Consider the following 24,324-nt stretch of genomic DNA (forward strand, 5'->3'; position numbering starts at 1 on the left):
ATGCCTGCCGCGGCTGTCGCCTCTCCACGCGCCCTGGGCCCGATCCCGCCGCGCGCCGGGATCGGACTGCGCTTTCGGCACCATCAGGCAGTGGTGGAGGAACGCCCGGCCGTTGCGTGGTTCGAGGTGCATACGGAAAACTACATGGGCGGCGGCCGCGCGCCGGGCTGCCTGGACGCCATTCGCCGTGACTACGCCCTATCGCTGCACGGCGTTGGCCTGTCGCTGGGCAGCGCAGACGGGTTGGACCTGGCGCATCTGGCGCGGGTGCGCGAGGTGGTTGAACGGGTCGAACCCGGGCTTGTGTCGGAGCATCTTTCCTGGAGCACCACCCGCGGCACGTATCTCGCCGACCTGCTGCCCTTGCCGATGACCGAGGAGGCGCTTGCCGTGGTATGCCGGCATGTCGACCAGATCCAGGGCGCACTGCGGCGCCGCATCCTGGTCGAGAACCCGTCTACCTACCTGCAGTATCGCCACTCAACCGTTCCCGAGTGGGAATTCCTGGCCGAAGTGGCGCGGCGCACCGGGTGCGGCATCCTGTGTGACGTCAACAATATCTATGTCAGCGCCTGCAATCACGGATGGGACGCCATGACCTACCTGCATGCGCTTGCGCCGGCCGTTATCGGGGAAATCCATGTGGCCGGCCACAGTGTGCGGCAACTCGGGCAGGGGCAGGTCCTGCGCATCGATGATCACGGCTCGCGCGTGGCACCGGCGGTGTGGTCGCTCTACGAGGCGGCGCTTGAGCGGTTCGGTGCGGTGCCGACGCTGATCGAATGGGATACGGACGTGCCGCCTCTCGATGTGCTGATGGGGGAAGCGCGTATCGCTCAGGCGGCACTGGAGAAACAGCAGCATGCAATCCGATCCGCCCTCATTGCTTGAGCTGCAGCGCGCGTTCGCCCAGGAACTGGGGAATGCTGCCACCGGCGAGGCCTCGGCGCACGTGATCGCGGACGGGCTGGCGCCCCAGGCGCGGCTGGGCATCTACCGAAACACCGCCACCGCCACGCTCGTAGGCGCGCTGCGCCTGTCTTATCCTGCCATCCAGGCGCTGGTAGGCCCCGAGTTCTTCGAAGGCGCGGCCCGGCTGTTCATCGGGCAGTCTGCCCCGCAGAGCGCGTGGCTGGATGCGTATGGCGAGGCGTTCGCGGAATTTCTGGCGCGCCTGCCTGGGGCAGCCGCAATTGGCTACCTGCCTGACGTCGCCCGGCTGGAGTGGGCCGTGAGTACGGTCTTGCACGCGCCGGACGTCACGCCGCTCGATCTGCGCCGCCTGGCGGAATCAGACTTATCCGCAGCCGGCGATATGCATTTCTTGCCGCATCCCGCGGTGCGCCTGGTGCATGCCGCGTTCCCCGTCGATGCCATCTGGCGCGCGGTGCTGAACCGCGACGACCATGCCCTGTCGCGCATCGACCCCGCTGCGGACCCGGTCTGGCTGCTGGTGCGCCGCACATCGGACGGCATCGACGTCGACCGGCTCAGCGCGTGGCGATGGCAATTCACCGCGGCCTTGCTGGCCGGGCATCCACTGCACGCCGCGTTGGGCCCGACGCCGCCGGCGGATGCACCCGCGTGGCTGGCCACGCTGTTGTCGGCCGGCTGCTTTACCGGCTTCGGCCGGGCCCAGGCCTCTGACTTACCCATCCCGGATCTCTCGCCATGACACACGCTGCGCCTTCCCCCCGCGCCTCTCTAACGCTTGCCGCGCGCGCGCAGCGCGCGGTGGATTGGCTCGATCGCATGCCGTACACAGTCCTGGCCATTCCGTTGCGGCTCGCGGTCGCCACCGTCTTCTGGAATTCGGCCGTGGCCAAGCTGGCGAACTGGGTGACGGCGGTGGAGCTGTTCCGGGAGGAATACCAACTGCCGCTGCTGCCGCCCGAACTGGCCGCCTACCTGGCGGTATCCGTTGAGCTGACGGCGCCAGTGCTGCTGGTGCTCGGCCTGGCAACCCGCCCCGTGGCGCTGATACTGCTTGGCATGATCACGGTGATCCAGCTGTTCGTTTATCCGCAGGCATGGCCTACGCATATCCAGTGGGCGGCAATGCTGCTGGTACTGCTGGCGCGGGGGGGCGGGGCGCTCTCGGTTGACTGGCTGATTCACCGGCGTCTCACGGACGCTTCGGAGCACTGAGCCGTGTGGACGGGAAGCCCGGGCGATCCTTCTGATCTTCAGCGACGATAGTGCGATGCGCGACGTCATCCTGGAATCAGTCGTGACCTGCCCACATTGCGGGTGGGCGCAGCGGGAGACCATGCCTACGGATGCTTGCGTGTTCTTCTATGAGTGTCGGCATTGCAGAGTGGCGCTGAAACCCAAATCGGGAGACTGCTGCGCATTCTGCTCGTTTGGTTCGGTCAGAGGTCCGCAGGTGCAGCAAGGGACGGGTCGCGAATTGAGTGAAGTTCTATACGCCGTGGCGAATGATCCGCCGTTGCCTGCGAGGGCAGACGAATATTTCCAGCGGCGGGCGGCCGTCAACCGCTTCCGCGAGGAGGCATATGTTGGCCTTTCTGCCGTGCGATTCGTGTACTGGGCGGAAGCCAGCCGTTTGAAGGTCGCCGATTCCTTTGGTGTCGGAGAATGTCGAATGTCCGGTCGGTTGAGCGAAGCCGACGGCTGGGTGTCCGTCTTGGCGATTCGGCGAGTGGCAGAAGTTGGCCGAACGCGGACATCGGTTTGCCGTCAACCGCGATTGGCACGGTTGATGTCTTCTACGTTTGGGTCATCCGATATGTAGAACGACTATGGTCGGCGGGTACGAGCCACCTTGACAGTCGAGACGTCGATGAGGGCATCCGGGGCGCTACCAGATGCCCCATTACCTTATTCGACCCTGATATTTGCTGCCTTGACGACGTCGCCGTACTTCTTCAGATCGGTCTGAATCTGCTTGCTAAACGCCTCCGGCGAATTGCCGACCGGCACGATGCCTAGCGTCGCGAGCCGCTCGCGCGTGTCAGGCAGGTTGACAACGGTATTCAGTTCCTTGGACAGGCGATCGACGATCTCCCTCGGGGTCTTGGCAGGGGCCAGCAACCCAACCCACGAGTCGCTGACCAGGCCCGCGACACCTGATTCTTCCAGCGTCGGCACATCCGGCAGGGCGGGCACGCGGCTCGCACCGGAGACAGCGATCGCCGTGGCCTTGCCGGACTTCACGTATTGCTGGGCACCGGCCACTGCGGTGTACAGCACGGGCAGCGTGCCCCCCACCAGATCGCCCATGGCCTGGCCGCCACCCTTGTAAGGGACGTGAACCATTTTCAGGCCGGTGCGAGCCTTGAGCAGTTCGCCGGCCAGGTGCGGCGTGCTGCCGGTGCCGGCGCTGCCATAGGACAGGCCATCCGGCCGGGTCTGTGAATACGCGACGAGTTCCTTCAGGTTCTTCGCCGGCACGGACGGATGCGCGATCAGGATCAGTGCCGCATCGCCAATCTTGCCGACAGGCACGAAGTCCTTGAGCGGATCGAACGGGATCTTTGGGAAGACATGTGGATTGATGACGATGGTGCCATCGAAGCCAAGCAGTAACGTGTAGCCGTCCGGTGCCGACTGGGCCGCCATCGCGGTACCAATATTGCCCGATGCGCCGGGCTTGTTGTCGACTACGATCTGCTGACCCAGGCGCTGGCTCAGCTTGTCTGCAATCACACGTGCGCTGGTGTCCGAGACGCCACCGGGCGCGAACGGCACGATCAGGCGGATGGGGCGCGAAGGGTAGTCCTGCGCGACGGCGCCCGTGCCGAATACTGCTGGCGGGACGGCGGCCATGGCGCATAGCGCCTTGACGAGGGTACGACGTTGCATATTGTCTCCTCCTGCTCAAACAGGGAGTCTTTTGGCGTTATCGCCTGTTATTGGCACTGCAAAACGACGGGTACGGCCTCGGCACGATCAGACGACAATGGGCGTGGTGGCACCATCGATCGACAGGATCGCGCCAGAGATGTAGGCCGCCCGCGCCGATGCGAGGAACAGCACGGCATCTGCAATTTCTTCGGGCGCGGCCAGCCGCCCGAGCCCGGTGCGCTCGCTGGCGCGGCGCAGTGCCTCGTCCACGGTCGCGCCGGCCAGCTTGGCCTCGGCCTCCAGGCCTTGCTGAAGCCGTTCGGTACGCGTGGCCGACGGATTCACCGCGTTCACCCGCACCCCGGAGCGTCCGTAGGCGCTCGCCAGCCCCGCAGTGGCCAGCATCAGCGCGGCGTTGGCGGCGCCGCCGGGCAGATGGGTCGGGCTCGCAACCTTGCCACCCATGCCGATGACGTTGACGATCACGCCGCTGCCCGCCTGGGCCATCCGCTTGATGACGGGGTCGATGACATGGATGTAGGCAAAGTACTTGGCGTCCATGGCATCGCGCCACGCCGAAGGCGTGAGCTCCGCCGGAGGCGTACGACGCGCGCCGCCGGCGGACGTGACGAGGATGTCGATGCCACCCAGCGCGGCCGCGGCCGCGTCAGCGGCGTGGGCGGCCTGCATGGCATCGGTCAGGTCGGCCGCCAGCGTCGTCAGCGCGGTGGCGAGATTCGCCTCGCTGCGGCCGACGATGGCAACCCTGGCGCCCTCGCGCAGGAATGCGCGCGCGCATGCCAGTCCGATGCCGCGGCTGCCGCCGGTAATCAGCACGCGCTTTCCACTCAGTTCAAGATCCATATCGGGTGGTGTCCATGTCAGTTCGATGTGTGCCGCGGCAAGATACGCGGGGCGGCCCGGCGACGCCGCTATTCAGGCTGGATGCCGCCGCGCCTGGCCACATCCGCCCACTTCTGGGTTTCCTTGCCGAGGAACGCGCGAAACTCCGCTGGCGGCGTCAGCACGATGGTAGCCCCCTGGTCCTTCATCTGCTTGGCGAGCGCCGGATCCTGCGTCACCTGCTGCAGGTCGTGATGGATCTGCTCCACGATGGCTGCCTGCATGCCCGCCGGCCCGAACAGGCCGTACCAGTTCAGCGATTCCACGCCGTCGAGTCCCGCCTCCTTGAACGTCATGGCATCCGGGAAGAGGGCCATACGCTGGTCTGCCGCCACGCCGATCACACGCAGATTGCCACTCTGCACGTGAGGCAGCGCTGTGAGTACGCTGGTAAAACCGGCACCGACGTGGCCACCGATGACATCGACCATGATCTGCGCGCCACCCTTGTACGACACCGGAATGGTCCTGAGATTGCCGGCCTGGCGCAGCAGCTCGCCGGTCAGCCGCGTTTGCCCTTCGGAGTAGCCGATGCCGAGCGGTTGGCTGCGGGCGGTCCTGACCAGATCGGTCAGCGACTTCGCGGGGTTGGACTTCGACACGACCAGCACCATCGGCGAGATGGCGAGCCGCGTGATGGGGGAAAAGCCGCGTACGGTGTCGTAGGGCAGCTTCTTCATCAGCACGGGATTGATCGCGTGCGAACCCACCACCATCAGCAGCGTATAGCCATCCGGAGCAGACTTGTACACGTGGCCGGAGCCGATCACGCCATTGGCACCGGGCCGGTTTTCCACAATGACAGACTGCCCCCAGCGCTCGGAAAGCTTCTGCGCAACGAGCCGGCTGACGATGTCGGTGCCGCCACCGGGCGCATAAGGCACCACCAGCGTGACGGGTTTTTCCGGCCACTTGGCCAGGGCGTGCCCGGAAGCCAGTGCTGCCGCGGTACAGGCCATGGCGCCCATTACGCGCATGGCGCGCAGTGCGCCACGAATCGAGCGAACATTCCACATCGTGTGTCTCCTCCATTTATGTCTTGTCAGTCCGGATGCGCGCCGGCATCCGTGTCGGCATCGCGTGCCGTCCTGGGCGGACTGTCTGGTTGCAACGTTGCCCGGTCAGGCCGCCACGCGCTGGCGCTCGCGCTGTCTGCGCAGCCACGCACTGGAGCGACCGCCGAGCGCGCGGCCCAGCAGCGATTCGGCGTAGGCCACCGCGTCGAGCAGCCCGTCGAGCGAAATCCCGGTGCTGAAGCCACATTGGCCGGCCATCAGCACCAGATCCTCGGTAGCCAGGTTGCCCGCCGCGCCGGGCGCGAACGGACAACCGCCAATGCCGCCCACGCTGGCGTCGAAGCGCCGCACGCCGGCTTCCAGCGCGGCCCATGCATTGGCCGCACCCAGGCCCCGCGTGTCATGCAGATGGATCGCCAGCGAGTCGGGGCCGAGCGCTTGCGCCAGGGCCGACATGCGGGTCTTGACCGCGGCAGGCGCGGCTGCACCGATGGTGTCCGCGATGACGATTTCCCCGGCGCCCGCATCGCGCATGCGGCAGGCCAGCCGCAGCACCGTGTCCAGATCGACCGTCCCTTCGAACGGACAGTCGAACGCAACGGCCACATAGGCGCGCGTGCGCAGGCCCAGTCCGCGCGCCCGGATCAGCGTCTGCTCGCTGACCTCGGTCGCCGCATCCAGCCCCATGTTGATGTTGCGCTGGTTCATCGTCTCGGTGGCGGACAGCACGACGGCAATCTCGGTGGCGCCCGCGGCATGGGCGCGTTCCAGCCCTTTCAGGTTCGGCACCAGCGTGGATAGTCGCAGGTCCGGGCACTGTGCCGATGCACGCCGGATCACGTCGGCCGCGTCGGCCATCTGCGGCACGGCCTTTGGCGATACGAAGCTGGTGGCTTCCACGCTGCGTATTCCCGCACGCGCAAGCAGGCGGATCAGTTCGACCTTGGCGTCGGTGGAGATGGCGACGGCTTGGTTCTGCAGCCCGTCGCGCGGCGCGACGTCGGTGATGGTGATGGCCGGGGTGTCGTCCGTCCCGGGGGCGTTGCTATGGCCGGTGCTCATGCCACCGCTCCGGCTTCGCGCAACCGCGCGACCTGTTCGTCGTCATAGCCCAGCACGTCGCGCAGCACGGAGGCCGTGTGCTCGCCCAGCGCGGGCGGGCAGGTGTACGCGGGTTCGGTCACGCCGGAAAGCTTCACCGGGTTGCCCGGCATGCGCACGGTTTCGCCGGTCTTCAGCGGTACCTCGACGATCATGTCGCGGGCCTCCACCTGCGGCTCGCGCAGTGCGTGCGCGAAGTCGTTGACGGGACCGCAGGGGATGCGGGCCTGCCGCAGGCGCGCCAGCCAATAGGCGGACGATTCGCCGCGCAATTCGTTGGCGATGATGGCGTCGATGCGTGCCTTGTCCGCATAGCGGCCGGGTTGCTTCAGATACTCCGGCGCCCGCAGGTCGGGATGATCGATCACGCTCAGGAAGCGCTCGAAGAACGCGTCGCCAATGCAGGCGATGATGATGTGGCCGTCGCTGGTGGGGTAGGTGTTGTACGGCACGTGCACGAAGTGGCTGTTGCCGATGCGCTCCGGCACCAGGCCGGACATCAGGTGCATCGTCGCCATGTAGTTCAGCAGCGAGATCTGGGCGTCCAGCATCGAGATGTCCACGTGCTTGCCAACGCTGGTCTGCTCGCGCGCGGCCAGCGCCGCCAGCACGCCGATGGCACCGAACACGCCGCCGCCCAGGTCACCGACCGGAATGCCGCTGCGTACCGGCGGGCCGTCGGCCATGCCGGTGATCGACATGCCGCCGCCCATGGCCTGCACCACCTGGTCGAACGCCGGCTGCTGGCGGTCCGGCCCGGTCTGGCCGAAGCCTGTGACGGAGCACGTGATGATGCGCGGGTTGACCTTGCTCAGCGATGCGTGGTCGATGCCGAGCCGCTCCGTCACGCCCGCGCTGAAATTGTCGAAGACCACGTCGGCATTGCGCACGAGATCCAGGAAGACCGCCCGGCCCGCCTCGGACTTCAGGTCCACGCACACGCTTTGCTTGTTGCGGTTCAGCGTCAGGAAGTACGCGCCCATGCCGTCGCGGGCGTAGTCCTCGCTCTCCGCGAGCAGCTTGCGCGTGCCTTCCCCGGTGCCGGGAGGTTCGACCTTGATCGTGCGCGCGCCCAGGTCGGCGAGCAGCATGGTGCCGTACGGGCCCGAGAGCATATGGGTCAGGTCCAGCACGGTGATGTGTCCGAGCGCCTGCATTGATTCCTCCATGGTTCGTTCGTCTGATGGTGTCAGCGCAATGGATGTGCCAGCCCGTGCAGGCGCTTGCAAGTGCTTGATTTCCATGGGGCAGAGGGCTTTCGGATGACAAATCCCCGGTTTCATGAAACACTCATGCAACGTCCGTGAAACAACGGTGAGACGCTCGTGCAACGCACACGAGACGAATGAAGGCGCCCGGCACTGCACTGCAGCCGCCCGGGCCGGCGAGGAGCCCCATGCGCAGCACCCTTCCCGAACGCGGCAGCCGGCCGCGCATCTGCTTCATCAGCTACAGGCACCTGAGCCGCTTTGCCATGGCGGTACTGGACGAGTTTGCCGATCGCGCGACGATCGAGGTGGTCAATGGCTCGTTCGAGGCCGCGCTGGACGCCGCCCATGACCGCCTGCGCGATGGGGCGACCGACGTCTTCGTCAGCGCCGGCGCGAACGCCACGATCCTGCGCAACGCGCTCGACGCGCCGGTTGCCACCATCAAGCTCAGCGGCTTCGACATCCTGCTGGCGCTCTACAACGCGCGGCGCATCTCCAGCCGGGTTGGTGTGGTCATGTATGGCGAATGCATCCCAGAACTGGACGCCATCCGCGAACTGCTCAATATCGAGATTGCCCAGTACGCATACCGCACGCCGGACGAGGCGCGTCAGTGCTTCGAGCTGCTGGCGCGCGACGGCTATGAAGTAGTGGTGGGTTCCAGCATCGTCGTGGAACTGGCCGAGCAGTACGGCATCCATGGGCGCCTGGCCTATTCGATCAATGCGGTCCGGCAGGGGATTGAAGACGCCATCGAGCTGGCGCGCGTGGCCCGGCTGGAAGCCAGCCGCTATGACCAGCTCAATGGCGTGCTGCATAACCTGCAGGAAGCCGTGCTGGCAGTGGATCGGGACAATCGCGTGATTGCCGTCAATCCACCCATGGAAGTGCTGCTTGGCCGCGCCAAGAATCGGATGATCGGCCAGCATCTGGAAGACATCGAGCCGGCGCTGTCCCTGCAATCCACGCTGGCCAGCGGCGTGCAGGAGCGGGGCAGCGTGTTCCGCTTCGCGCAGCGCGACTGGATCGTCAATCGCACCCCGATCCGCGAGCATGGCGATACGGTCGGCGCGGCCATCACGCTGTACGACTCGCGAAACATCCAGGATGCGGACGCCAGCCTGCGCAGCCAGCAGCGCCGGCATCCGCGCAACGCACGCAACCGCTTCGACAACCTGATCGGCGCCAGCCCAGCCTTTACCCGCGCCTGCGCAACGGCGCGGCGCTTTGCCAGGACGGACCTCACGGTGCTGCTGGCCGGCGAGAGCGGGGTGGGCAAGGAGCAGTTCGCGCAGGCCATCCACAATGAAAGCAAGCGCGCCGCCAAGCCCTTCGTGGCGATCAACTGCGCCGCATTTCCGGAGGCGCTGCTGGAGAGCGAGCTGTTCGGCTATGACGAAGGGGCCTTCACCGGCTCGCGCCGGGGCGGCAAGCGCGGGCTATTCGAATCGGCCCATACCGGCACGCTGTTTCTCGACGAGATTGGTGACATGCCGGTCTCGCTGCAGACCCGCCTGCTGCGCGTGTTGCAGGAGCGCGAGATCCTGCGTCTGGGCGGCGCAATTCCGATTCCGGTCGACGTACGGATCATCGCGGCGACGCACCAGCCGCTGCCGCAACTGATTGCCGCGCGGCAGTTCCGTCAGGATCTCTATTACCGCATCAACACGCTGCAACTGGCGTTGCCGACGCTGCGCGAGCGCTCCGAGGACATCGAACTGCTTGCCACGTTCCTGTTGCGACGTTCGCTCGATCGACTGGACTCGCGCCTGGACGCACCGGCCCTTGTCGCGCGTTTGCTGCCGCGGCTCCAGGCCTATGCATGGCCCGGCAACATTCGCGAGCTGGAGAACATCTGCGAGCGAATGGCGGTGTTCTTCTCGCAATGGGAGGTCCTGCATCACATCGCATTCGACGAACTGCGTCACGATTGCCCGGAGTTGTTTGGGGGGATGGCTGAAGGCGTCAGGGCCGGCAGCCTCGGGGCGCGGCAACAGGCTGCTGCGGATGCTTCGCCACCGTTGATCGCACCGCGCGAACGTGTACTGGAGGTGCTGGCGGAATGTGGTGGCAATCGCCAGCAAGCAGCGCAACGGCTGGGCGTCAGTCGCGCGACGTTGTGGCGATGGGAGAAGGCGGCCACGGCGGCTTCCGCGATTTCGTCGGTGCATGCTTTAGCAATCGGCGCGCAGCCGGTACGCACCGAGTCCTCGCCACACGCATCTGGTACTCCAGGCCAGGAGTGCTAGCTTGGCTGCATACCGTCATAGCGGTTGCTGAACGGGACGGTGTCCGACGGCAGCTCCCGCCCATTACTGCCACAGCCTAGCTTAGCTCTAGTGGCCGAAGTCAGGTGCGGATTCAACCGGTCGATGCAACACACTAAAGGCTTTGCGAGCCTGAGGGGTGCTGCAAATGAAGCAAAGACGGCGGATCTACTACACCGAGACCCAAAAGGCACTGATGTGGGAACGGTGGCGCAAAGGTGACACGCTTCATCAGATCGCACGATTGTTCGATCGGGGTCACTCTTCGATTCAGAGGGTCTTGGCAGAGACCGGTGGTATCCAGCCAGTACAGCGAAACCGCTCCCGATTGGCGTTGACGCTTGCCGAACGAGAGGAGATCTCTCGGTCCGTGGCGGCCGGGCTCTCTGTCCGGTCGATTGCATCCAGGCTAGGACGCGCCCCGTCTACCATTAGTCGTGAGCTCAGGCGAAACGGGGGAAGCCAAGGCTATCGTGCAAACCAGGCGGACGAGCTTGCCTGGGCGCGAGCGCGCCGCCGCACGAGACGATCTATCGTAGCCCTTATGTACAGGCCCGCGGTGCGCTGAAGAAGGAGTTGCTTGAGCACCTGAGGCGCTGCCGGGTCATGCGTCACTCTCGTCTCTATTCCGCGAAGACTGACGAGCGCGGAAGAATCTGTGACACCGTTTCGATCAGTGAGCGGCCTGCAACCGTCGAAGATCGCGCGATTCCCGGCCACTGGGAAGGCGACCTGCTTTTCGGCAGCGGCAACAGCCAGATCGTCACCTTGGTCGAGCGTCAGACGAGGTTTGTGATGCTGGTGAAGGTTGCCAGCAAGGACACAGAGACTGTGGTCAACGCCTTGATCAAACATGCAGGCAAATTACCCCAGGAGCTGTACAAATCGCTGACGTGGGATCGTGGAAAAGAGATGGCCGATCACAAGCGCTTTACCGTGGCGACCGACATCCAGGTCTACTTCTGCGACCCTCAGAATCCCTGGCAACGGGGGGCTCATACGAGAACACGAACGGCCTATTGAGACAATACTTCCCGAAAGGCACGGATCTCTCCGTCTACTCGCAAGCCAAACTCAAAGCCGTCGCGAGGCGGCTCAATGAACGTCCGCGCAAGACACTCAACTTTGATACCCCGGCCGAACGATTCCATCAAAACGTTGCATCGACCGGTTGAATCCGCAGTCGACCTCGGACATTCGCTGAGTCAGGCTTGGCGACATGCCTCGCTATAGCGCCTCGCGGCGGCCAGTCAGGAACCAGGTATGCACTGCACCGACCCCCTTTGCCACGATGATGCCGCGTTCTTCGAACTGAAAGGATTCTCCCAGTCGATTGCGAGTTGCGTCGGTAACCTGAATCCGTCCAGCCAGACTATGGGACTCCATCCGACTTGCAGTGTTGACGGCATCGCCCCATAAGTCGTAAATGAATTTGCGCTTGCCGATAACGCCGGCCACGACCGATCCACTATTGATGCCAATTCGCATTCGGAGGTTATAGCCGGTGCGTCGATTGAACAGTCTGAGCGCGTCTATCATGTCCAGTGCCATGTCGGCAGCTCGGACAGCATGGTCAGAAACCGGTTCCGGTAGCCCGGCGGCTGCCATGTAAGCGTCCCCGATTGTCTTGATCTTCTCAAGTCCGCGGCGATCCGCGATGGTGTCGAATTCGGTGAAGATCTCATTGAGCACTGCGACCAGGCGCTCGGCGCTCATGCCCACCGAGAAACGGGTGAATGACACGATGTCCGCAAACAAGACCGTCACTTCCGGGAAGCTGTCGGCTATGACTTCAGGAATGCTGTTGGCTACGATTTCCGGACGTGCTTTTAGTCGTTCAGCGATCGGAGAGGGCAGCAGGTTCAAAAGCAGCCGCTCCGAAAGCGTCTGCTCGACCATGAGTCGATCGTAAAGACTCTGAAGTTCATCGCGCTGACGGCAGATGAGATCCCAACTGGCTTGAAGCTCCTCGTTTTTTCGCGCAAGCGCTGCTTCGGCGCGCTTCTTTTCCGTGATGTTGCGCCCTTCAGGCAGCAGGAACACCACCTTGCCATCCGAATCTCTAATCGGTAATAGCGAGAAGTCGACAATGATCGTCTCCTCGCCCATCTTTTGGCCGTAAACCTCGAAGTCACCGCGGACGAACTCGCCTTGGCTTGCGCGCCGGATCAGCTGTTGCAAGGCGCGCTGGGTCTCCGGAGAGATGACCCACCATCTGGCCTCCCAGAATGGCATTCCGCGAATGTCATCCATTTGAATGCCGATTCCCTCGAGCGCTGCGCGATTGATCTCGAGCATCTTGCCATCGACGTCCAGCAGGCCGACGAACTGGTACATTGCGTCCAGCATGATGCCGGCAAGCTTGGCTCGCTGGGTTTGGAAGTCGTCTTGTGCGGAAAGCGTTACATCTCGCACCCGAATCTGCGGGCTGGCCAAGAACAGCTGGCGGCTAATAAGGGCCATGCTTCACCTCTTCCGCTCCGCCGCAAATTCATACAGGAGTCAGCCTGACGGGCTGGCATTCGACGGCAGGGCTTTTGCTATTGGAGCATATCTGCAACGGCGCGGCACGCCCTGACCGGCAGGCCACGTTGCCGTTCGCACCGAGGCGAATATCAGCGCCGCCTCCTCGCAGGGCTACAGAAGCACAGCACAGGGCCTCGCGGGCCTATTCCGTCAGAAAGCGGTGACCACTTAACCCGGAATTTGTCGCCGCGAATATCAACCGGGAATAAGAGCCAGGACGCGAAGCGGGCTGCCGGAACCGTCCTTGATCTTCAGCGGGGCGGCGACAATCAATGCACCCTGCGGCGGGAGTTGGTCGAGATTGGTCAGGCATTGCAGACCGTAGCGGTTGTTGCCATGCATGAGGTAATGGCACGGGAACGGCAACTCCCAGCCATAGGACTGGCCCGCGTCGGTGCCAATCGCTTCGACGCCAAATCCATGGACATCTCGCTCTGCAATCATCCACTGGACCACGCCCAGGTCAGGGCCAGGTGTGTGCATGCCGTCGTCACGCGCATTCAGGTACGCCTCGGGACTATTGCACTTGGACCAGTCGGTGCGCATCAGGACCCAGGAGCGCGGAGGGATGCGGCCATGCCGTGCTTCCCAGGCTTTGACGGCGTCGACAGTGAGCAAGTAGTCCGGGTCTTCCTCGGCCTCGCTCGAGCAGTCGATGACGCAGGCGGTGGCGAAGAATTTTTCGGCAGGGATGGTGTCGGTCGTATTGTCCGGCAAGTCCTTGCCAGAGATCCAATGGACTGGTGCGTCGAAGTGGGTCCCGGTATGTTCGCCGCAGGAGAAGTTATTCCAGTACCAGTTCGGTCCGCGATCGTCGTAGCGCGAGATAGTCTCTTGCCGGAAGGGCCAGGTCTGGCCCAGCTCCGGAGGCAGCGAGATGGTCGGAAATTCAGAACTCAAGGTCTGCGTCAGGTCCACCACGCGGATGCGGCCGGACAGCAGGTCCGCTGCAAAGTGGGCGAGGCTGTTGCTCATGGTTGTTGTCCCCTGTGGTTGCTTCACTTATGAGTTGGATTTCGCCCGTTTCTTTGCGAGCGCATTGGCGACGTGGTAACCGGAGGTACCGCCAAGACCGGGTCCTGGATGGGTCGAGGCGCCGATGTGGTGCAGATGTTTAACCGGGGTAGCGTGATCCTTGACGCCAGGGACCGGACGCCAGAACATGAACTGGTCGATGCTGCATTCGCCGGAATAGGGATCGCCGCCGACGAGGTTGACGTTCATCGACTCAAGATCCGCCGGGGACAGGACCGTACGCCCGACGACGCTCGCCTTGAGATTCGGAACCTGGCGAGCAATGCGGTCGATAATCCGGTCGGCGTAGCGCTCACGGAGCTCGGCGGTCCAGCGACCATCCGCGGGAACGGCGATCTCTCCAAGCGCATCGCCTTTGACTTGACGCGGACACTCCGGAACCTGAATCCAGAGCACCCAGCCTCCGGCCGGGCTTCTGGAAGGGTCAACAGCGCAAGGCTGGGCAACGCAAATCGTGCCTTCGGCTGGAAGCAGGCCTCGCTCTGCTTCGCTGACTGCCCTGGAGACACCGTCCAGACCCGAGGTAAGGTGCAGGTAGATGACATCGCGCAGATGTTCTTGGGGCCAGTCCGGAGGGGCGGACAGCGCCAAATGGATCTGCATGTTCCCCTTGCCGTAGCGGTACTCGGCTGCCTGCCGACGTAGGCCAGGGGGAACGTGCTCAGCGGCCAGCAGCTTTCCGTAAAGCTGGCCGGGCGTGACGTTGCAGATGATCTCCTTGCCCATGAAAACGCGGTTGTCCCGCGTCTGTACGCCGCGCGCCGAGCCGCCCTCGACCAGGATGTCCTCGACGTCGGCATTAACGTGGAAGGTGCCACCCCGGCTCTCGATGATTCTGCGGAAGGCGTCGACAGTACGGGCATTGCCGCCTTGGACGATAGGCAGGCCAACCGCCTCCAGCGTGAAGGCGACGACTTTTCCCATCAATGCAGACATGGCGCTTTCCGGGCCAAGGCCTGTATGTAGTACCCAAGGCGCGAGCAGCGCCTGGACCAGGTCGGATTTGACCCGGGTTTCCAGCCAGCTGCGGCAACTCATCAGGGCAGGGGAAAAGAAGGCGACGGTGTCATGCACGCCTTGTTTCCACAGGCGGCCGGCCACGGTCTTTGCAACACCGGCACTCCACAGTTCGTTGCCAAGCAGCGAGAACACCAGGCCGGCGTTTTGCTCGACCTCTTGCATGGCGGACTGAAAGGCATCACCGTCGCCGCTTGCCAGCGTATTGAATGTGCTGACATTGCGCTCACGGGACGTGCTCAGAATCAGCGAACGGTTATCAGGCAACAGTACGCCAGTGGGCGTACCGTTATTGCGGTAGCTGAGCCCTGCCTGATGAAGTTCATCCTTCAGCTCCGCGTAGCCTGGCGACGTGACAAAGAGCGGATGTGCCGTGGACAACGTGTCGTGGAGATAGCCCGGTGCATTCAGGGCCTCTGTGCGAATGCATCCGCCCAGCGTGCTATTGCGTTCCAGCACGCAGACACGCTTGCCGCGTCTGGCCAGGACGGCAGCGCAGACGAGCGAATTGATACCACTGCCGACAATGACGGCGTCATACGTACTCATTGGATGATCCCGGGGGCAAGGATAGAGAGACGGGCAAATGCGTTCGGTCGCGGTGTTGGCCAGCTTCCTTTAGACGGATTGCCGTGTGCGGTACCGGAATCAGGTCGCGGCGACGTATTCGGTGCGGATCAGCTCTGAAAGCTCCGTAAGAGCGTTGGCGGTACGCGCGTAGTTGCCCTTGTAGAAGAGCAGGGATTCCCGATCCGATGTGTCAAAGTGCCGGACCTCGCCCAGGAAGATGATGTGATCGCCGCCGTCATACTGATGCGTGTTGCGGCATTGGAATACCGCCGCGCAACCTGACAGGACAGGCGAGCCATCGATGCCATCCGTGCAGGGGACTCCCGAAAACTTGCCTTCCGCGCCGCGTGCGAAGCGGTTGGAGACATGTTCCTGGTCGGCTGCCAGGACGTGGATCACGAAACTCCCGGTCTTCTGGAATGCCTCGAGGCTGTAGGACCTCTTGGCGAGGCTCCACAGCACCAGGCGAGGCTCCAGCGATACCGAGCTGAAACTATTCACGGTCACGCCCCAGGGTTCTCCGTCGGGGGTGCGCGTTGTGACGATGGTTACGCCGGTGGCAAAGCGGCCGAGGGCATTCCGAAATTCGCGAGCGTCGGTCATGGCTGTCTCCTGTCGCCTGCTCAACCGTTGCACGGTGAGCAGGCTGCTTGCTTTCGTATGGGTGACTTTTATTGCCTCAGGCGGCCTTGGATTGCGACGCTTCAGCGATCCAGGCCTCGGTGGCTTCCTCGTTGAACCAGTAGCTTCCATAGTCGCGCGGATCGTTGAATCCGTTGGCGATGCGCTGGGCGATGCGCGGCGCGTGCTGCGCTGTGGCCAGCAGCTTGACGATGTGGGCTGGCGGCGGGAACAGCAGGGAATTTGTCCAACGGATGACCGGTTCGGCATAGCCTTCGTAAAGGCCGTCGAAGGTCTGCTGCATCCATGCCTTATCGAAGGGCTTGTCCCCATGGCGCAGGATGGCCTCGAAATAGTGCAGGGCGCCCTTGGTGGCGTTGTTCGAGCCCTGGCCGGTGATCGGGTCGTTGACCATGACCGCGTCGCCGAGCCCCATTACAAGCCGGCCGGAAGGCAGGGAAAGGGTAGGGTTGCGCACGGTCGGGGTCACGCGTCCGCTCAGGATCCCATTGGCATCGGTGAGTCGTACATTGGCACAGCGCTCGCTTTCCCACGGCAGGTAGTCGCGCAGGATGCCCAGGCAGGTATCCAGATGCTGGCCGGCGGACTTGACGTCTGCCCAGCGGTCCATCGGGCCGCCGGGAATGGCTTCGAAGACCATGATGTCGCAGGCTTGGGTTTCGCTACTGCCCTGGGTGGTGAGCGCCGGGAAGACAAAGTACTCGCCGATGCCGGGAATCAGATTAAAGTTGACGCACTCAAACGGACCACTGCGCTGCATGCCCGTCACGTAAGCCAGTGCCAACTGGCGTTGGGGATGACGAACAGGCGAGCGCGCATCATTGCGTGTCAGCAGATTGACGATCTCCCCCTTGCCACCGGCCAGGAGAACAAGATCATGAGATTCGGCCAAGGCTTCAAGCTGGGGAATCTCGACATTTTCGATACGCAGAATGCCGCCACGGCTTTCGAACTCCGCCATCCAGCCTGGCATCTTTACACGTTGATCGACAGACTGGGCGTAGGCATTCAGGCGGGCGCGCCAGTGGATGGCGACTTCGCCCTTGCCGTCGTCGGTAGGGATGGTCAGGCCGATGCCGTCCACCGTGGGGCACTGCCTTTCCCATTGATTCATGCGGAAATCGCGCTCGATCTGGAGTGCTTGGTCGAAGATGCACTGGGACGACATCACTTTGCCGCTCCATACCTCGTCAGCGGTGCGGTTTGTCACCAGCGTGACCTCATAGCCTTGATCCAGCAGGCCGCAGCCGAGCAATAGTCCTGCCTGGCCCGCGCCAACAATCGCAATCCTGCGCGGCGTGATCTTGTCGATGGAATGGGGGATCATGTGTCTCTCCTGTGGCATTGTCTTGTGTGCAATTCACTTCGTTCCGGGCGAACCGGGGTCGCCCGGAATCACCGGCCGGCTTATGCCGTCAGCCGGTTGATGGCTGCTTGCCGACCCTCGGGGCCGAGGGCGCCGTATCCGCCGTCACATGCATAGTCGGCGCCGGTAACAAAGGCGGAAGCATCTGACAGGAGGAAGAGAACCACTTGCGCGACTTCTTCTGGCTTGCCGAGCCGGCCGAGCGGGTGGAAATCTGCGGCGATACCGTCGGCTTTCGCCTTGTCGCCGCCGCTCAGCGCGCTGATGACGGAGGACCACGTCCAGCCCGGCGAGACCGAGTTGACTCGAATGTTGTCCGGGGCTAGATCCAATGCGGCGCTACGTGTGAATTGCTGCATCGCTGCCTTGGTAATCGGGTACAGCCAGCGCCCCGTCTGCGCCACGCCCGCGGAGATCGAGGCAAAGTTGACGACCGCACCGCCGCCGCGCTTTTTCATCTCCGGCACGCACGCCTTCAGCATCATCGCCGCGCCGACGACATTGACGTTGTAGGATTCCAGCCACTGCTCGCGTGTGGAATCGGCACCGTTATCCACGTAGGTGCAGGCACAATTGACGAGCAGGTCGATGCCGCGGAAGGTCTCCATGGTGTCGGCGATGCAGGCAGCGATGTCGGCATCGCTGGTCACGTCCACGGCCACATAGCGGCAGCGCTCCGGATGCCGCTCGGCAACATTGCGGCCCCCTTGCTGGTCGATGTCGACGACAACGACGTTGGCGCCAGCCGAGACCAGGGCCGATACCACTGCCTCGCCAATCATCGTTGCGCCACCGGTGACAATCGCCGTCTTGCCTTCGATTCCTTGCATGTCCGTCTCCACTTGTTGTATTGGCTCGCATGTAGCCATGTGCAACCTAGTTTGGTGTAGCGGTGATGACGCTGCTATCCACAATCCGCCGGCAAATATCCAGATAACGAGCCGTTGCTGGCGGACCGGGAAAAGGAGGCGGGGAATCAGGAAAGGGTGGCGCGATGGCCTTGCCGGATGGCCGGGCGTGCAGGTAACCGTTCACCCGCGAGCGCGGGCTGGCGTTGTTGTATCAACAACTGCAAGGCAGTGAAACGGGGCGAGGCCGCAGGGGTATTGAGAGGCTAGAGAGCCTGCTGAGTTTCAACGCCCGGCATCGCGGACGTGGCGCTCCGCTGCGCCCCTGCGCAGGGTCGCCGACGGAGAAACGCCGAAGCGCTTCTTGTAGTAGGCCGCAAACCGGCCGAGATGTGTAAAGCCAAAGCGATATGCAATATCCGTGATGGAGGCCTGCTCCGCTCCGGCGGCAGCAATCAACGCTTGTCGGACGCAGTCCAGTCTGGCATCCCGCAGATAGGCCAACGGCGTCGTATCGAGATGGCGGCGAAAGCCTTCTTCCAGCGCCCGGATGCTCACGCAGGCGACTTGCGCCAGGTCGGCGACGGTCAGCGGTGTGTCGGCATTCGCGCGGACATAATCTATCACCCGCTGCATATGACGTGGCCTGGCGGGTTCGGCGTTGCGCGCAAGGAGATAGGTGTGGGTGTGCGGTTGAAGCAGCAGCAGCATCCGCAGCAGGTAGTCCTCCATCGACGCCACCGCGGCCGGAAACTGGAGCCAGTTGGTGCCGTGCTGGTCGATATTCCTGGTAAGGTCGAGTACGGACTGGCTCCATGGACTCGAGAGCCCAGCGTGCTGGGGCAACGCCGGATCGAATGAAAGGGGCCCGCTGGGATCGCGCCCGGTCAGCAATGCGAAACGTTGCTCGATGGCTTCCTTCTGAATCCAGAGCAGGACTTGCGCACAATCCTCGTGCCAGTGCATTCGGGTTGGGGTGTCTGGACTCAGCAGGCTGGCGGTGCGGACGTCGGAAAGTATCTCCTGCGAGCCACACTTGATTTCGGCATGGCCCGCAACCGGGATCTGGGCGAGATAGAAGTGCTTTAGGCAGCCAGGGTCGATCTCTACATGGGCGCCATAGGCAAGGAAGTTGATTGCGGTCTCATGCAGTCGTACCAGATTGTGCTGGACGTGCAATTGCTGCAATGCGCCGACCACTCGCAGTTCATGCGGGCAAAATACCGAAGCGATCTTGCCCTGGGCCTCCTTCACATCCTCGGAGCGAAAGGAGGGGTAGTTCGCCAGCATGCCTCGTGGCGCGCAGTTGTCATCACCCGCTGGCGAAGAGGGCTGTTCGGCGGGTGACTGGGGGGTGGTCTGCATCGTCTCACTCCTGGCGGATTGCAGCGTGTCCTGGCTCGCCTGCGCAGCGAGGGAAGGCGCGCAATCAATTACTTTATACCTAAACTTCCTGCGCACGCCAAGACGGCTGCCGGGCCAGCCCTGTTCCCGCCCACCGGACCGCATGGACCAATCCATGGATACCGCCGACTACGATTTCGTCGACAACTACAACCCCGCCCTGCTGGCCCAGGCCAGCCAGCTGACTTCGGGGGAATTCCATGTGATCGTGCAGGCCAACGGTTTCACCGTCGCAGACTGGGGCGTCCTGTCCACGCTGTCCGGCGGCAAGCCAATCAGCATCGGGGCACCGGCGCATGAGGTCAGCTCGTGAAGCCAGACCGGCCGTGGGGCGCCGCTTGACGGAAAACGGTGCGCCGGATGGGCTGCAAGCGCCGCTGGCGCAAGGGGGCGCGCCTCAGTTCAGCACGCCGTACGCACGCGCCTCAAAGATAGCCTGCGTGCGCGTCTTGACCGCCAGCTTCTTATAGATGTTCTTGACGTGCGACTCGATGGTCAGCCGCGACAGTGACAGTGCGTCGGCGATCTCGCGGTTGGTCGACCCCTTGTTGATGAAGACGAGTATCTCGGTCTCGCGTGCGCTGAGCAGCGGCTTTGCGCTTCCCGTCGGTGAAAGCCTGGTCTCGGCGGGTGCGGCCTTGGGTACCAATGCCGTGAGTAGCCGCTTGGCAATGGACGGATCGATCGGCGTGCCACCGCGCAGCGCGCCCCGCAGGCACACCGTCAGCTCGATGTCGTCGCGCTCCTTGAGCAGGTAGCCGGTGGCGCCGGCGATCAGCGCGCCGACGATTTCCGTGTCCGTGCCCGGTGATGCAATCACGACGATGGGCAGATCCGGGGCACGCTCGCGCAGGCATCGGATCAGCTCGATGCCACCGCCATCGGGCAGGCTGGTGTCGACCAGCGCCATGTCGAACGGACCCTGCTCCACCATCGCGCAGGCCTGCGCGATGGTGCCCGCGAACGAGAGCGCGCCGGCCGCGTAGTCGAGCACGGTGAGGATCCCGCAAAGGCGCGTCAGCATCGGGCTCTCGTGCCCGACCAGCAGCAGTTGGCCACGCATGACGTTTCGGCGGCTATCGGAGAGCGTCGCGTTCGTTGGCATGGAGAAAGGCATGGGGGCTGGTGCGACCAGGGATGCGAGCTGCATGCCCGGTCGGGTGCAGTTCAGATGATCAGCGGCGCTGATTTCACCATCGGACCCGCAGTGGTGCAATACGGCAACTGTCGTATGCGATTGACATGGCTGACCCCTTTCTCGTTCTGGTTTGACCCTTGGTAGCGGCGCATGCCACGGCATTGACGTGGCATGCAGCTGGGCCTTGGGTAGAAGTAAAGCCCAATCAGGCGGTTTTTCCTATACCTGAAATCAGGCAGAGGCGGCTGCCGCGCGTGGGGGCAAGCCATCTCCCCCGAATGAGGCTGGGGGCCAGCCAGGCAGGTTTGCAATACCGCGCGGCGCAACCTCGGGCGGCAGCCCTGCTCATCAAAATACCAATTCTCAGGGATTGTGCCCGACCTCACCGTCACCTTAAATTCCGCTTGAATTTGCGCGCCGCAACTAGAAACACAGCAAGGGTCAACGATGGAACGGCGCGCAAAGACAAGGTGCCTTCGTCGTGCCGCAGCACGCCATGCGCGAGCCGGCTGGCGCGGAGCCACCGGCGGGGTCGAGCGCGTGCAGCCTGCTGCCTGCGCTCTGCGCCAGGTAGGAACGGGTAACAAAAAGTGGGTTTGCCAGCGAGGGTATCCGCCTTCCGCAGCCGCCATGCCGGCCCTGCGGCGCGATGCGCTTCGACCTTTTTCGGACCGGTTGCGCCGGCCCGGGGGACTGGTTTTGCCTTCAGCACGGGCTGCCGTGCGAAACCGATGATTTGACCGGACACATTCGAGTCCTTCCGGAGAGTTCCATGTCCAATAGTCTGCAGAAGTGGGTAGGGCGAAATCGCCCGCCTCGGGTCCAGATTTCATATGACGTAGAGGTCGGTGACGCGGTCGAGAAGCGCGAGCTGCCCATGGTGGTCGGCCTGCTGGCGGACCTGTCCGGGCAACCGGCGGTGCCGCCGCCCAAGCTCAAGGAACGGCGCTTCATCGAGATCGACCGCGACAACTTCGACGAGATCATGGGCAAGATCGCACCGCGCCTGGAGCTGTCCGTGCCCGACACCATGAAGGGCGACGCCAATCTCAAGGTCGAACTGCGCTTCGGCAAGTTCAGCGACTTCCACCCGGAAAGCCTGGTGGCACAGGTGCCGCGCCTGGCCAAGCTGCTGGAAGCACGCCAGCAACTGCGCGACCTGCTCGGCAAGCTCGATGGCAACGACGAACTCGACGTGCTGCTTGAGCGCATCGTCAACAACGCCGATGAGCTCAAGCTGCTGCGCAGCGAAGCCGACGCCGGCGCCGCGGCGGCACAGCCGGAAACCGGAGACGCCACGCCGGCATGACGCGGCGGCGGGGCGCGGGCATCGAGGCCCGCAGGACGCAACGAATTCACAAAGGGTGAACCAGATGGCAAAGAACTCCGCAGCGGACAACGCGAGCGCCGAATCAAAGGGGAGCACCACGGCCGCAGCCGAGCGTGAACTGACGCTGCTCGACCGTATCGTGCAGGAAGGCAATATGGCGGTGGAGCCGTCGCAGAGCGGCTATGCCAGGAAGCTGATCGGCCAGCTGGCCTCGCAGATCCTTGACGAGGGCATGCGCACCAGCCCGGACAAGAGCCTGGTGGCAACCATCAACGAGCGCGTGGCAGAGATCGACCGCCTGCTGAGCGACCAGCTCAACGCCATCATGCACGACCCCGCGTTCCAGGCGCTGGAAGGCGCGTGGACCGGCCTGCACGACATGGTCTACGGCACCGAGACCGGCACCAGCCTGAAGCTGCGCCTGCTCAACGTGACCAAGGCCGAGCTGCTGAAGGATCTTGAAACCGCAGTCGACCACGACATGAGCGTGCTGTTCAAGAAGATCTACGAAGAAGAGTACGGCACCTTCGGCGGCCATCCCTATACGCTGCTGATCGGCGACTACAGCTTCGGCCGCCATCCGCAGGACGTGGCGCTGCTTGAGCGGATCTCGAAGGTGGCAGCTGCCGCCCATGCACCGTTCATCACCAGCGCGGCGCCGAGCCTGTTCGACCTGCGCGCTTTCACCGAGCTGGGCGTGACGCGCGACCTGGCCAAGATCTTCGAGAGCGCGGAGCTGGCGCAGTGGCGCGGCTTCCGCGAAACCGAGGATTCGCGCTATGTGTCGCTGGTGCTGCCGTCCTACGCGGCGCGCCTGCCTTACGGCGCCAGGACCAATCCGGTCGAGAGCTTCAATTTCGAAGAAGACGTCGACGGCACCGACCACAGCAAGTACCTGTGGGCCAACTCGGCCTACCAGCTGGGCCTGCGCATCACCGACGCGCATGCCAAGTACAGCTGGTCGACCGCCATCCGCGGCGTTGAAGGCGGCGGCAAGGTTGACGGCCTGGTTGCGCATACCTACAAGACGGATGAAGGCGACGTCGCGCTCAAGTGCCCGACCGAAGTCACCATCACCGATCGCCGCGAGAAGGAGCTCAACGACCTGGGCTTTATCGCCATCGTCAACGCCAAGGGCTCGAACAGCGCCACCTTCTTTGGCAGCCAGACGGCAAACAAGCCCAAGGTCTACAACAAGGACCAGGCCAACGCCAACGCGCAGTTGTCTGCCCGTCTGCCGTATGTGCTGGCGGCTTCGCGCTTTGCGCACTACCTGAAGGTGATCATGCGCGACAAGGTGGGCAGCTTCCAGACGCGCGGGGACGTGGAGCGCTACCTGAACAACTGGATCGCCGACTACGTGCTGCTCAATCCCTCCGCGACGCCGGAGGCCAAGTCGCGCTTTCCGCTGAGCGCCGCGCGCGTCGACGTGACCGAGGTGCCGGGCAAGCCCGGCGCCTACCGTGCCACGTGTTTCCTGAAGCCGCACTTCCAGATGGAAGAACTGACCGCATCGATCCGCCTGGTTGCAGACCTGCCGGCAGCGGCAGCGTAGACCGGCAGGCTCGCATCCGGCATCCCCGGACATAACGGAACTGAGAGAGCACAGACACCATGGACACCATCATTCTCGACATCCCCGAGATCAAGGGCAGCAACAAGCAGCAGACTGGCCGTGCCGCCGAGCGCATCCAGATCTATTCGTTCTCGCACGGCGTGGCGATGGCCGTGACCAATGACCCGGCCAACTCGAAGCGCACCTCGGGCAAGGCGCAGTTCCAGAGCATGACGATGTCAAAGAAGACCGACCAGGCCACGCCCGGTCTGTACGCCGCGTGCGCCGCCGGCAAGTCGCTCGGCGATGTGAAACTCGAGATCGGACGAACCGAAGACGGTGCGTTCCGCTCCGAGATGACCTACACGCTGAGCGACGCGATCGTCGAGTCCATCCAGACCGCTGGCGGCATGGGCGATTCCTCCGACACGTTCACGCTCGACTTCACCCGCATCACCGCGTTCTTCACGCAACAGAAGGGCGACGCGCAGAAGGAAGGCACGGCAGCGTTCGGCTGGGACCTGGTGGAGAACATGGCCTGCGCAGTGTCCGCGCCGCCGGAGCCGCAGAAGAAGGCGGCGTAAGCGG

At 63.7% G+C, this 24,324-nt stretch carries 22 protein-coding genes and 1 pseudogene; 10 read left to right on the forward strand and 13 right to left on the reverse strand.

Annotation, left to right across the window (positions count from 1 at the left end; translation table 11 throughout):
* The 4 genes from bufB to AC3WVS_RS08645 are packed head-to-tail and all read left to right on the forward strand — an operon-like array spanning position 1 to position 2,755.
* Positions 1–891, forward strand: coding sequence for an MNIO family bufferin maturase (gene bufB / locus AC3WVS_RS08630; protein ID WP_492318254.1), 891 nt, complete (start codon positions 1–3; stop codon positions 889–891).
* Positions 863–1,675: an HvfC/BufC N-terminal domain-containing protein gene (locus AC3WVS_RS08635; RefSeq protein WP_492318255.1), complete on the forward strand. Its 813-nt coding sequence runs from the start codon at positions 863–865 to the stop codon at positions 1,673–1,675. The genes bufB and AC3WVS_RS08635 overlap by 29 nt, the downstream gene beginning before the upstream one ends.
* Positions 1,672–2,148 carry a DoxX family protein gene (locus tag AC3WVS_RS08640; protein WP_492318256.1) on the forward strand — a complete coding sequence of 159 codons (477 nt, stop codon included), beginning with the start codon at positions 1,672–1,674 and terminating at the stop codon, positions 2,146–2,148. Before AC3WVS_RS08635 ends, AC3WVS_RS08640 begins: the two co-directional genes overlap by 4 nt.
* 55 nt (positions 2,149–2,203) lie before the next feature.
* Positions 2,204–2,755 (forward strand): GDCCVxC domain-containing (seleno)protein, encoded by a 552-nt coding sequence (locus AC3WVS_RS08645; RefSeq protein ID WP_492318257.1) that lies wholly within the window; start codon positions 2,204–2,206, stop codon positions 2,753–2,755.
* A gap of 86 nt (positions 2,756–2,841) precedes the next feature.
* Here the strand turns inward: AC3WVS_RS08645 and AC3WVS_RS08650 are convergent, their stop codons facing one another.
* From AC3WVS_RS08650 to AC3WVS_RS08670, 5 genes are all read right to left on the reverse strand, one after another.
* Complete coding sequence (locus AC3WVS_RS08650; protein WP_492318258.1) at positions 2,842–3,789, reverse strand: Bug family tripartite tricarboxylate transporter substrate binding protein; 948 nt, start codon at positions 3,787–3,789, stop codon at positions 2,842–2,844.
* A 123-nt stretch (positions 3,790–3,912) separates the two neighbouring features.
* The gene (locus AC3WVS_RS08655; protein WP_492318259.1) at positions 3,913–4,671 is read right to left on the reverse strand and encodes an SDR family oxidoreductase; all 759 of its coding nucleotides are present in this window, start codon (positions 4,669–4,671) and stop codon (positions 3,913–3,915) included.
* Positions 4,672–4,739: 68 nt separating this feature from the next.
* The gene (locus AC3WVS_RS08660) at positions 4,740–5,678 is read right to left on the reverse strand and encodes a tripartite tricarboxylate transporter substrate binding protein (RefSeq protein ID WP_492318260.1); all 939 of its coding nucleotides are present in this window, start codon (positions 5,676–5,678) and stop codon (positions 4,740–4,742) included.
* A 153-nt stretch (positions 5,679–5,831) separates the two neighbouring features.
* Positions 5,832–6,788 (reverse strand): hydroxymethylglutaryl-CoA lyase, encoded by a 957-nt coding sequence (locus tag AC3WVS_RS08665; protein WP_492318261.1) that lies wholly within the window; start codon positions 6,786–6,788, stop codon positions 5,832–5,834.
* Positions 6,785–7,996, reverse strand: a complete 1,212-nt coding sequence (locus AC3WVS_RS08670) for a CaiB/BaiF CoA transferase family protein (protein WP_492318262.1) — start codon at positions 7,994–7,996, stop codon at positions 6,785–6,787. The genes AC3WVS_RS08665 and AC3WVS_RS08670 overlap by 4 nt, the downstream gene beginning before the upstream one ends.
* A gap of 227 nt (positions 7,997–8,223) precedes the next feature.
* On the opposite strand from AC3WVS_RS08670, the gene prpR reads away from it, so the two are divergent.
* Positions 8,224–10,287: a propionate catabolism operon regulatory protein PrpR gene (gene prpR / locus AC3WVS_RS08675; protein ID WP_492318263.1), complete on the forward strand. Its 2,064-nt coding sequence runs from the start codon at positions 8,224–8,226 to the stop codon at positions 10,285–10,287.
* A gap of 166 nt (positions 10,288–10,453) precedes the next feature.
* Positions 10,454–11,480, forward strand: a pseudogene (locus AC3WVS_RS08680) (IS30 family transposase).
* Between the two features lie 52 nt (positions 11,481–11,532).
* Here AC3WVS_RS08680 and AC3WVS_RS08685 read toward each other — a convergent pair.
* The 7 genes from AC3WVS_RS08685 to AC3WVS_RS08715 all read right to left on the reverse strand — a co-directional run bounded on the left by AC3WVS_RS08685 (position 11,533) and on the right by AC3WVS_RS08715 (position 19,674).
* Complete coding sequence (locus AC3WVS_RS08685) at positions 11,533–12,768, reverse strand: adenylate/guanylate cyclase domain-containing protein (RefSeq protein WP_492318264.1); 1,236 nt, start codon at positions 12,766–12,768, stop codon at positions 11,533–11,535.
* Between the two features lie 258 nt (positions 12,769–13,026).
* Entirely contained in the window at positions 13,027–13,806 is a 780-nt protein-coding gene (locus AC3WVS_RS08690; RefSeq protein WP_492318265.1) for a cyclase family protein, read from the reverse strand.
* A gap of 27 nt (positions 13,807–13,833) precedes the next feature.
* A complete protein-coding gene (locus tag AC3WVS_RS08695) occupies positions 13,834–15,432 on the reverse strand; it encodes a phytoene desaturase family protein (RefSeq protein WP_492318266.1) in 1,599 nt (532 codons plus the stop codon).
* A 99-nt stretch (positions 15,433–15,531) separates the two neighbouring features.
* Entirely contained in the window at positions 15,532–16,056 is a 525-nt protein-coding gene (locus AC3WVS_RS08700; RefSeq protein ID WP_492318267.1) for a flavin reductase family protein, read from the reverse strand.
* A 76-nt stretch (positions 16,057–16,132) separates the two neighbouring features.
* Entirely contained in the window at positions 16,133–17,422 is a 1,290-nt protein-coding gene (locus AC3WVS_RS08705; protein ID WP_492318268.1) for a styrene monooxygenase/indole monooxygenase family protein, read from the reverse strand.
* Positions 17,423–17,502: 80 nt separating this feature from the next.
* Positions 17,503–18,291, reverse strand: coding sequence for an SDR family oxidoreductase (locus AC3WVS_RS08710; RefSeq protein ID WP_492318269.1), 789 nt, complete (start codon positions 18,289–18,291; stop codon positions 17,503–17,505).
* 303 nt (positions 18,292–18,594) lie between these two features.
* The gene (locus AC3WVS_RS08715) at positions 18,595–19,674 is read right to left on the reverse strand and encodes an AraC family transcriptional regulator (protein WP_492318270.1); all 1,080 of its coding nucleotides are present in this window, start codon (positions 19,672–19,674) and stop codon (positions 18,595–18,597) included.
* A 142-nt stretch (positions 19,675–19,816) separates the two neighbouring features.
* Between AC3WVS_RS08715 and AC3WVS_RS08720 the strand changes: the two genes are divergently transcribed.
* Entirely contained in the window at positions 19,817–20,026 is a 210-nt protein-coding gene (locus tag AC3WVS_RS08720; RefSeq protein ID WP_492318271.1) for a hypothetical protein, read from the forward strand.
* Between the two features lie 84 nt (positions 20,027–20,110).
* Here AC3WVS_RS08720 and AC3WVS_RS08725 read toward each other — a convergent pair whose 3' ends face one another.
* On the reverse strand, positions 20,111–20,776 hold the full coding sequence (locus AC3WVS_RS08725; RefSeq protein ID WP_492318272.1) for a LuxR C-terminal-related transcriptional regulator: 666 nt from the start codon (positions 20,774–20,776) through the stop codon (positions 20,111–20,113).
* An 847-nt stretch (positions 20,777–21,623) separates the two neighbouring features.
* Here AC3WVS_RS08725 and tssB point away from each other — a divergent pair.
* From tssB to AC3WVS_RS08740, 3 genes are all read left to right on the forward strand, one after another.
* The gene (gene tssB / locus AC3WVS_RS08730; RefSeq protein WP_492318273.1) at positions 21,624–22,160 is read left to right on the forward strand and encodes a type VI secretion system contractile sheath small subunit; all 537 of its coding nucleotides are present in this window, start codon (positions 21,624–21,626) and stop codon (positions 22,158–22,160) included.
* Between the two features lie 64 nt (positions 22,161–22,224).
* Complete coding sequence (gene tssC / locus AC3WVS_RS08735; RefSeq protein ID WP_492318274.1) at positions 22,225–23,736, forward strand: type VI secretion system contractile sheath large subunit; 1,512 nt, start codon at positions 22,225–22,227, stop codon at positions 23,734–23,736.
* 59 nt (positions 23,737–23,795) lie between these two features.
* Positions 23,796–24,320 (forward strand): Hcp family type VI secretion system effector, encoded by a 525-nt coding sequence (locus AC3WVS_RS08740; RefSeq protein WP_010810734.1) that lies wholly within the window; start codon positions 23,796–23,798, stop codon positions 24,318–24,320.
* The last annotated feature ends 4 nt before the right edge of the window (positions 24,321–24,324 follow it).

The organism is Cupriavidus sp. CPT47-8839-RL05A (genome assembly GCF_058792255.1).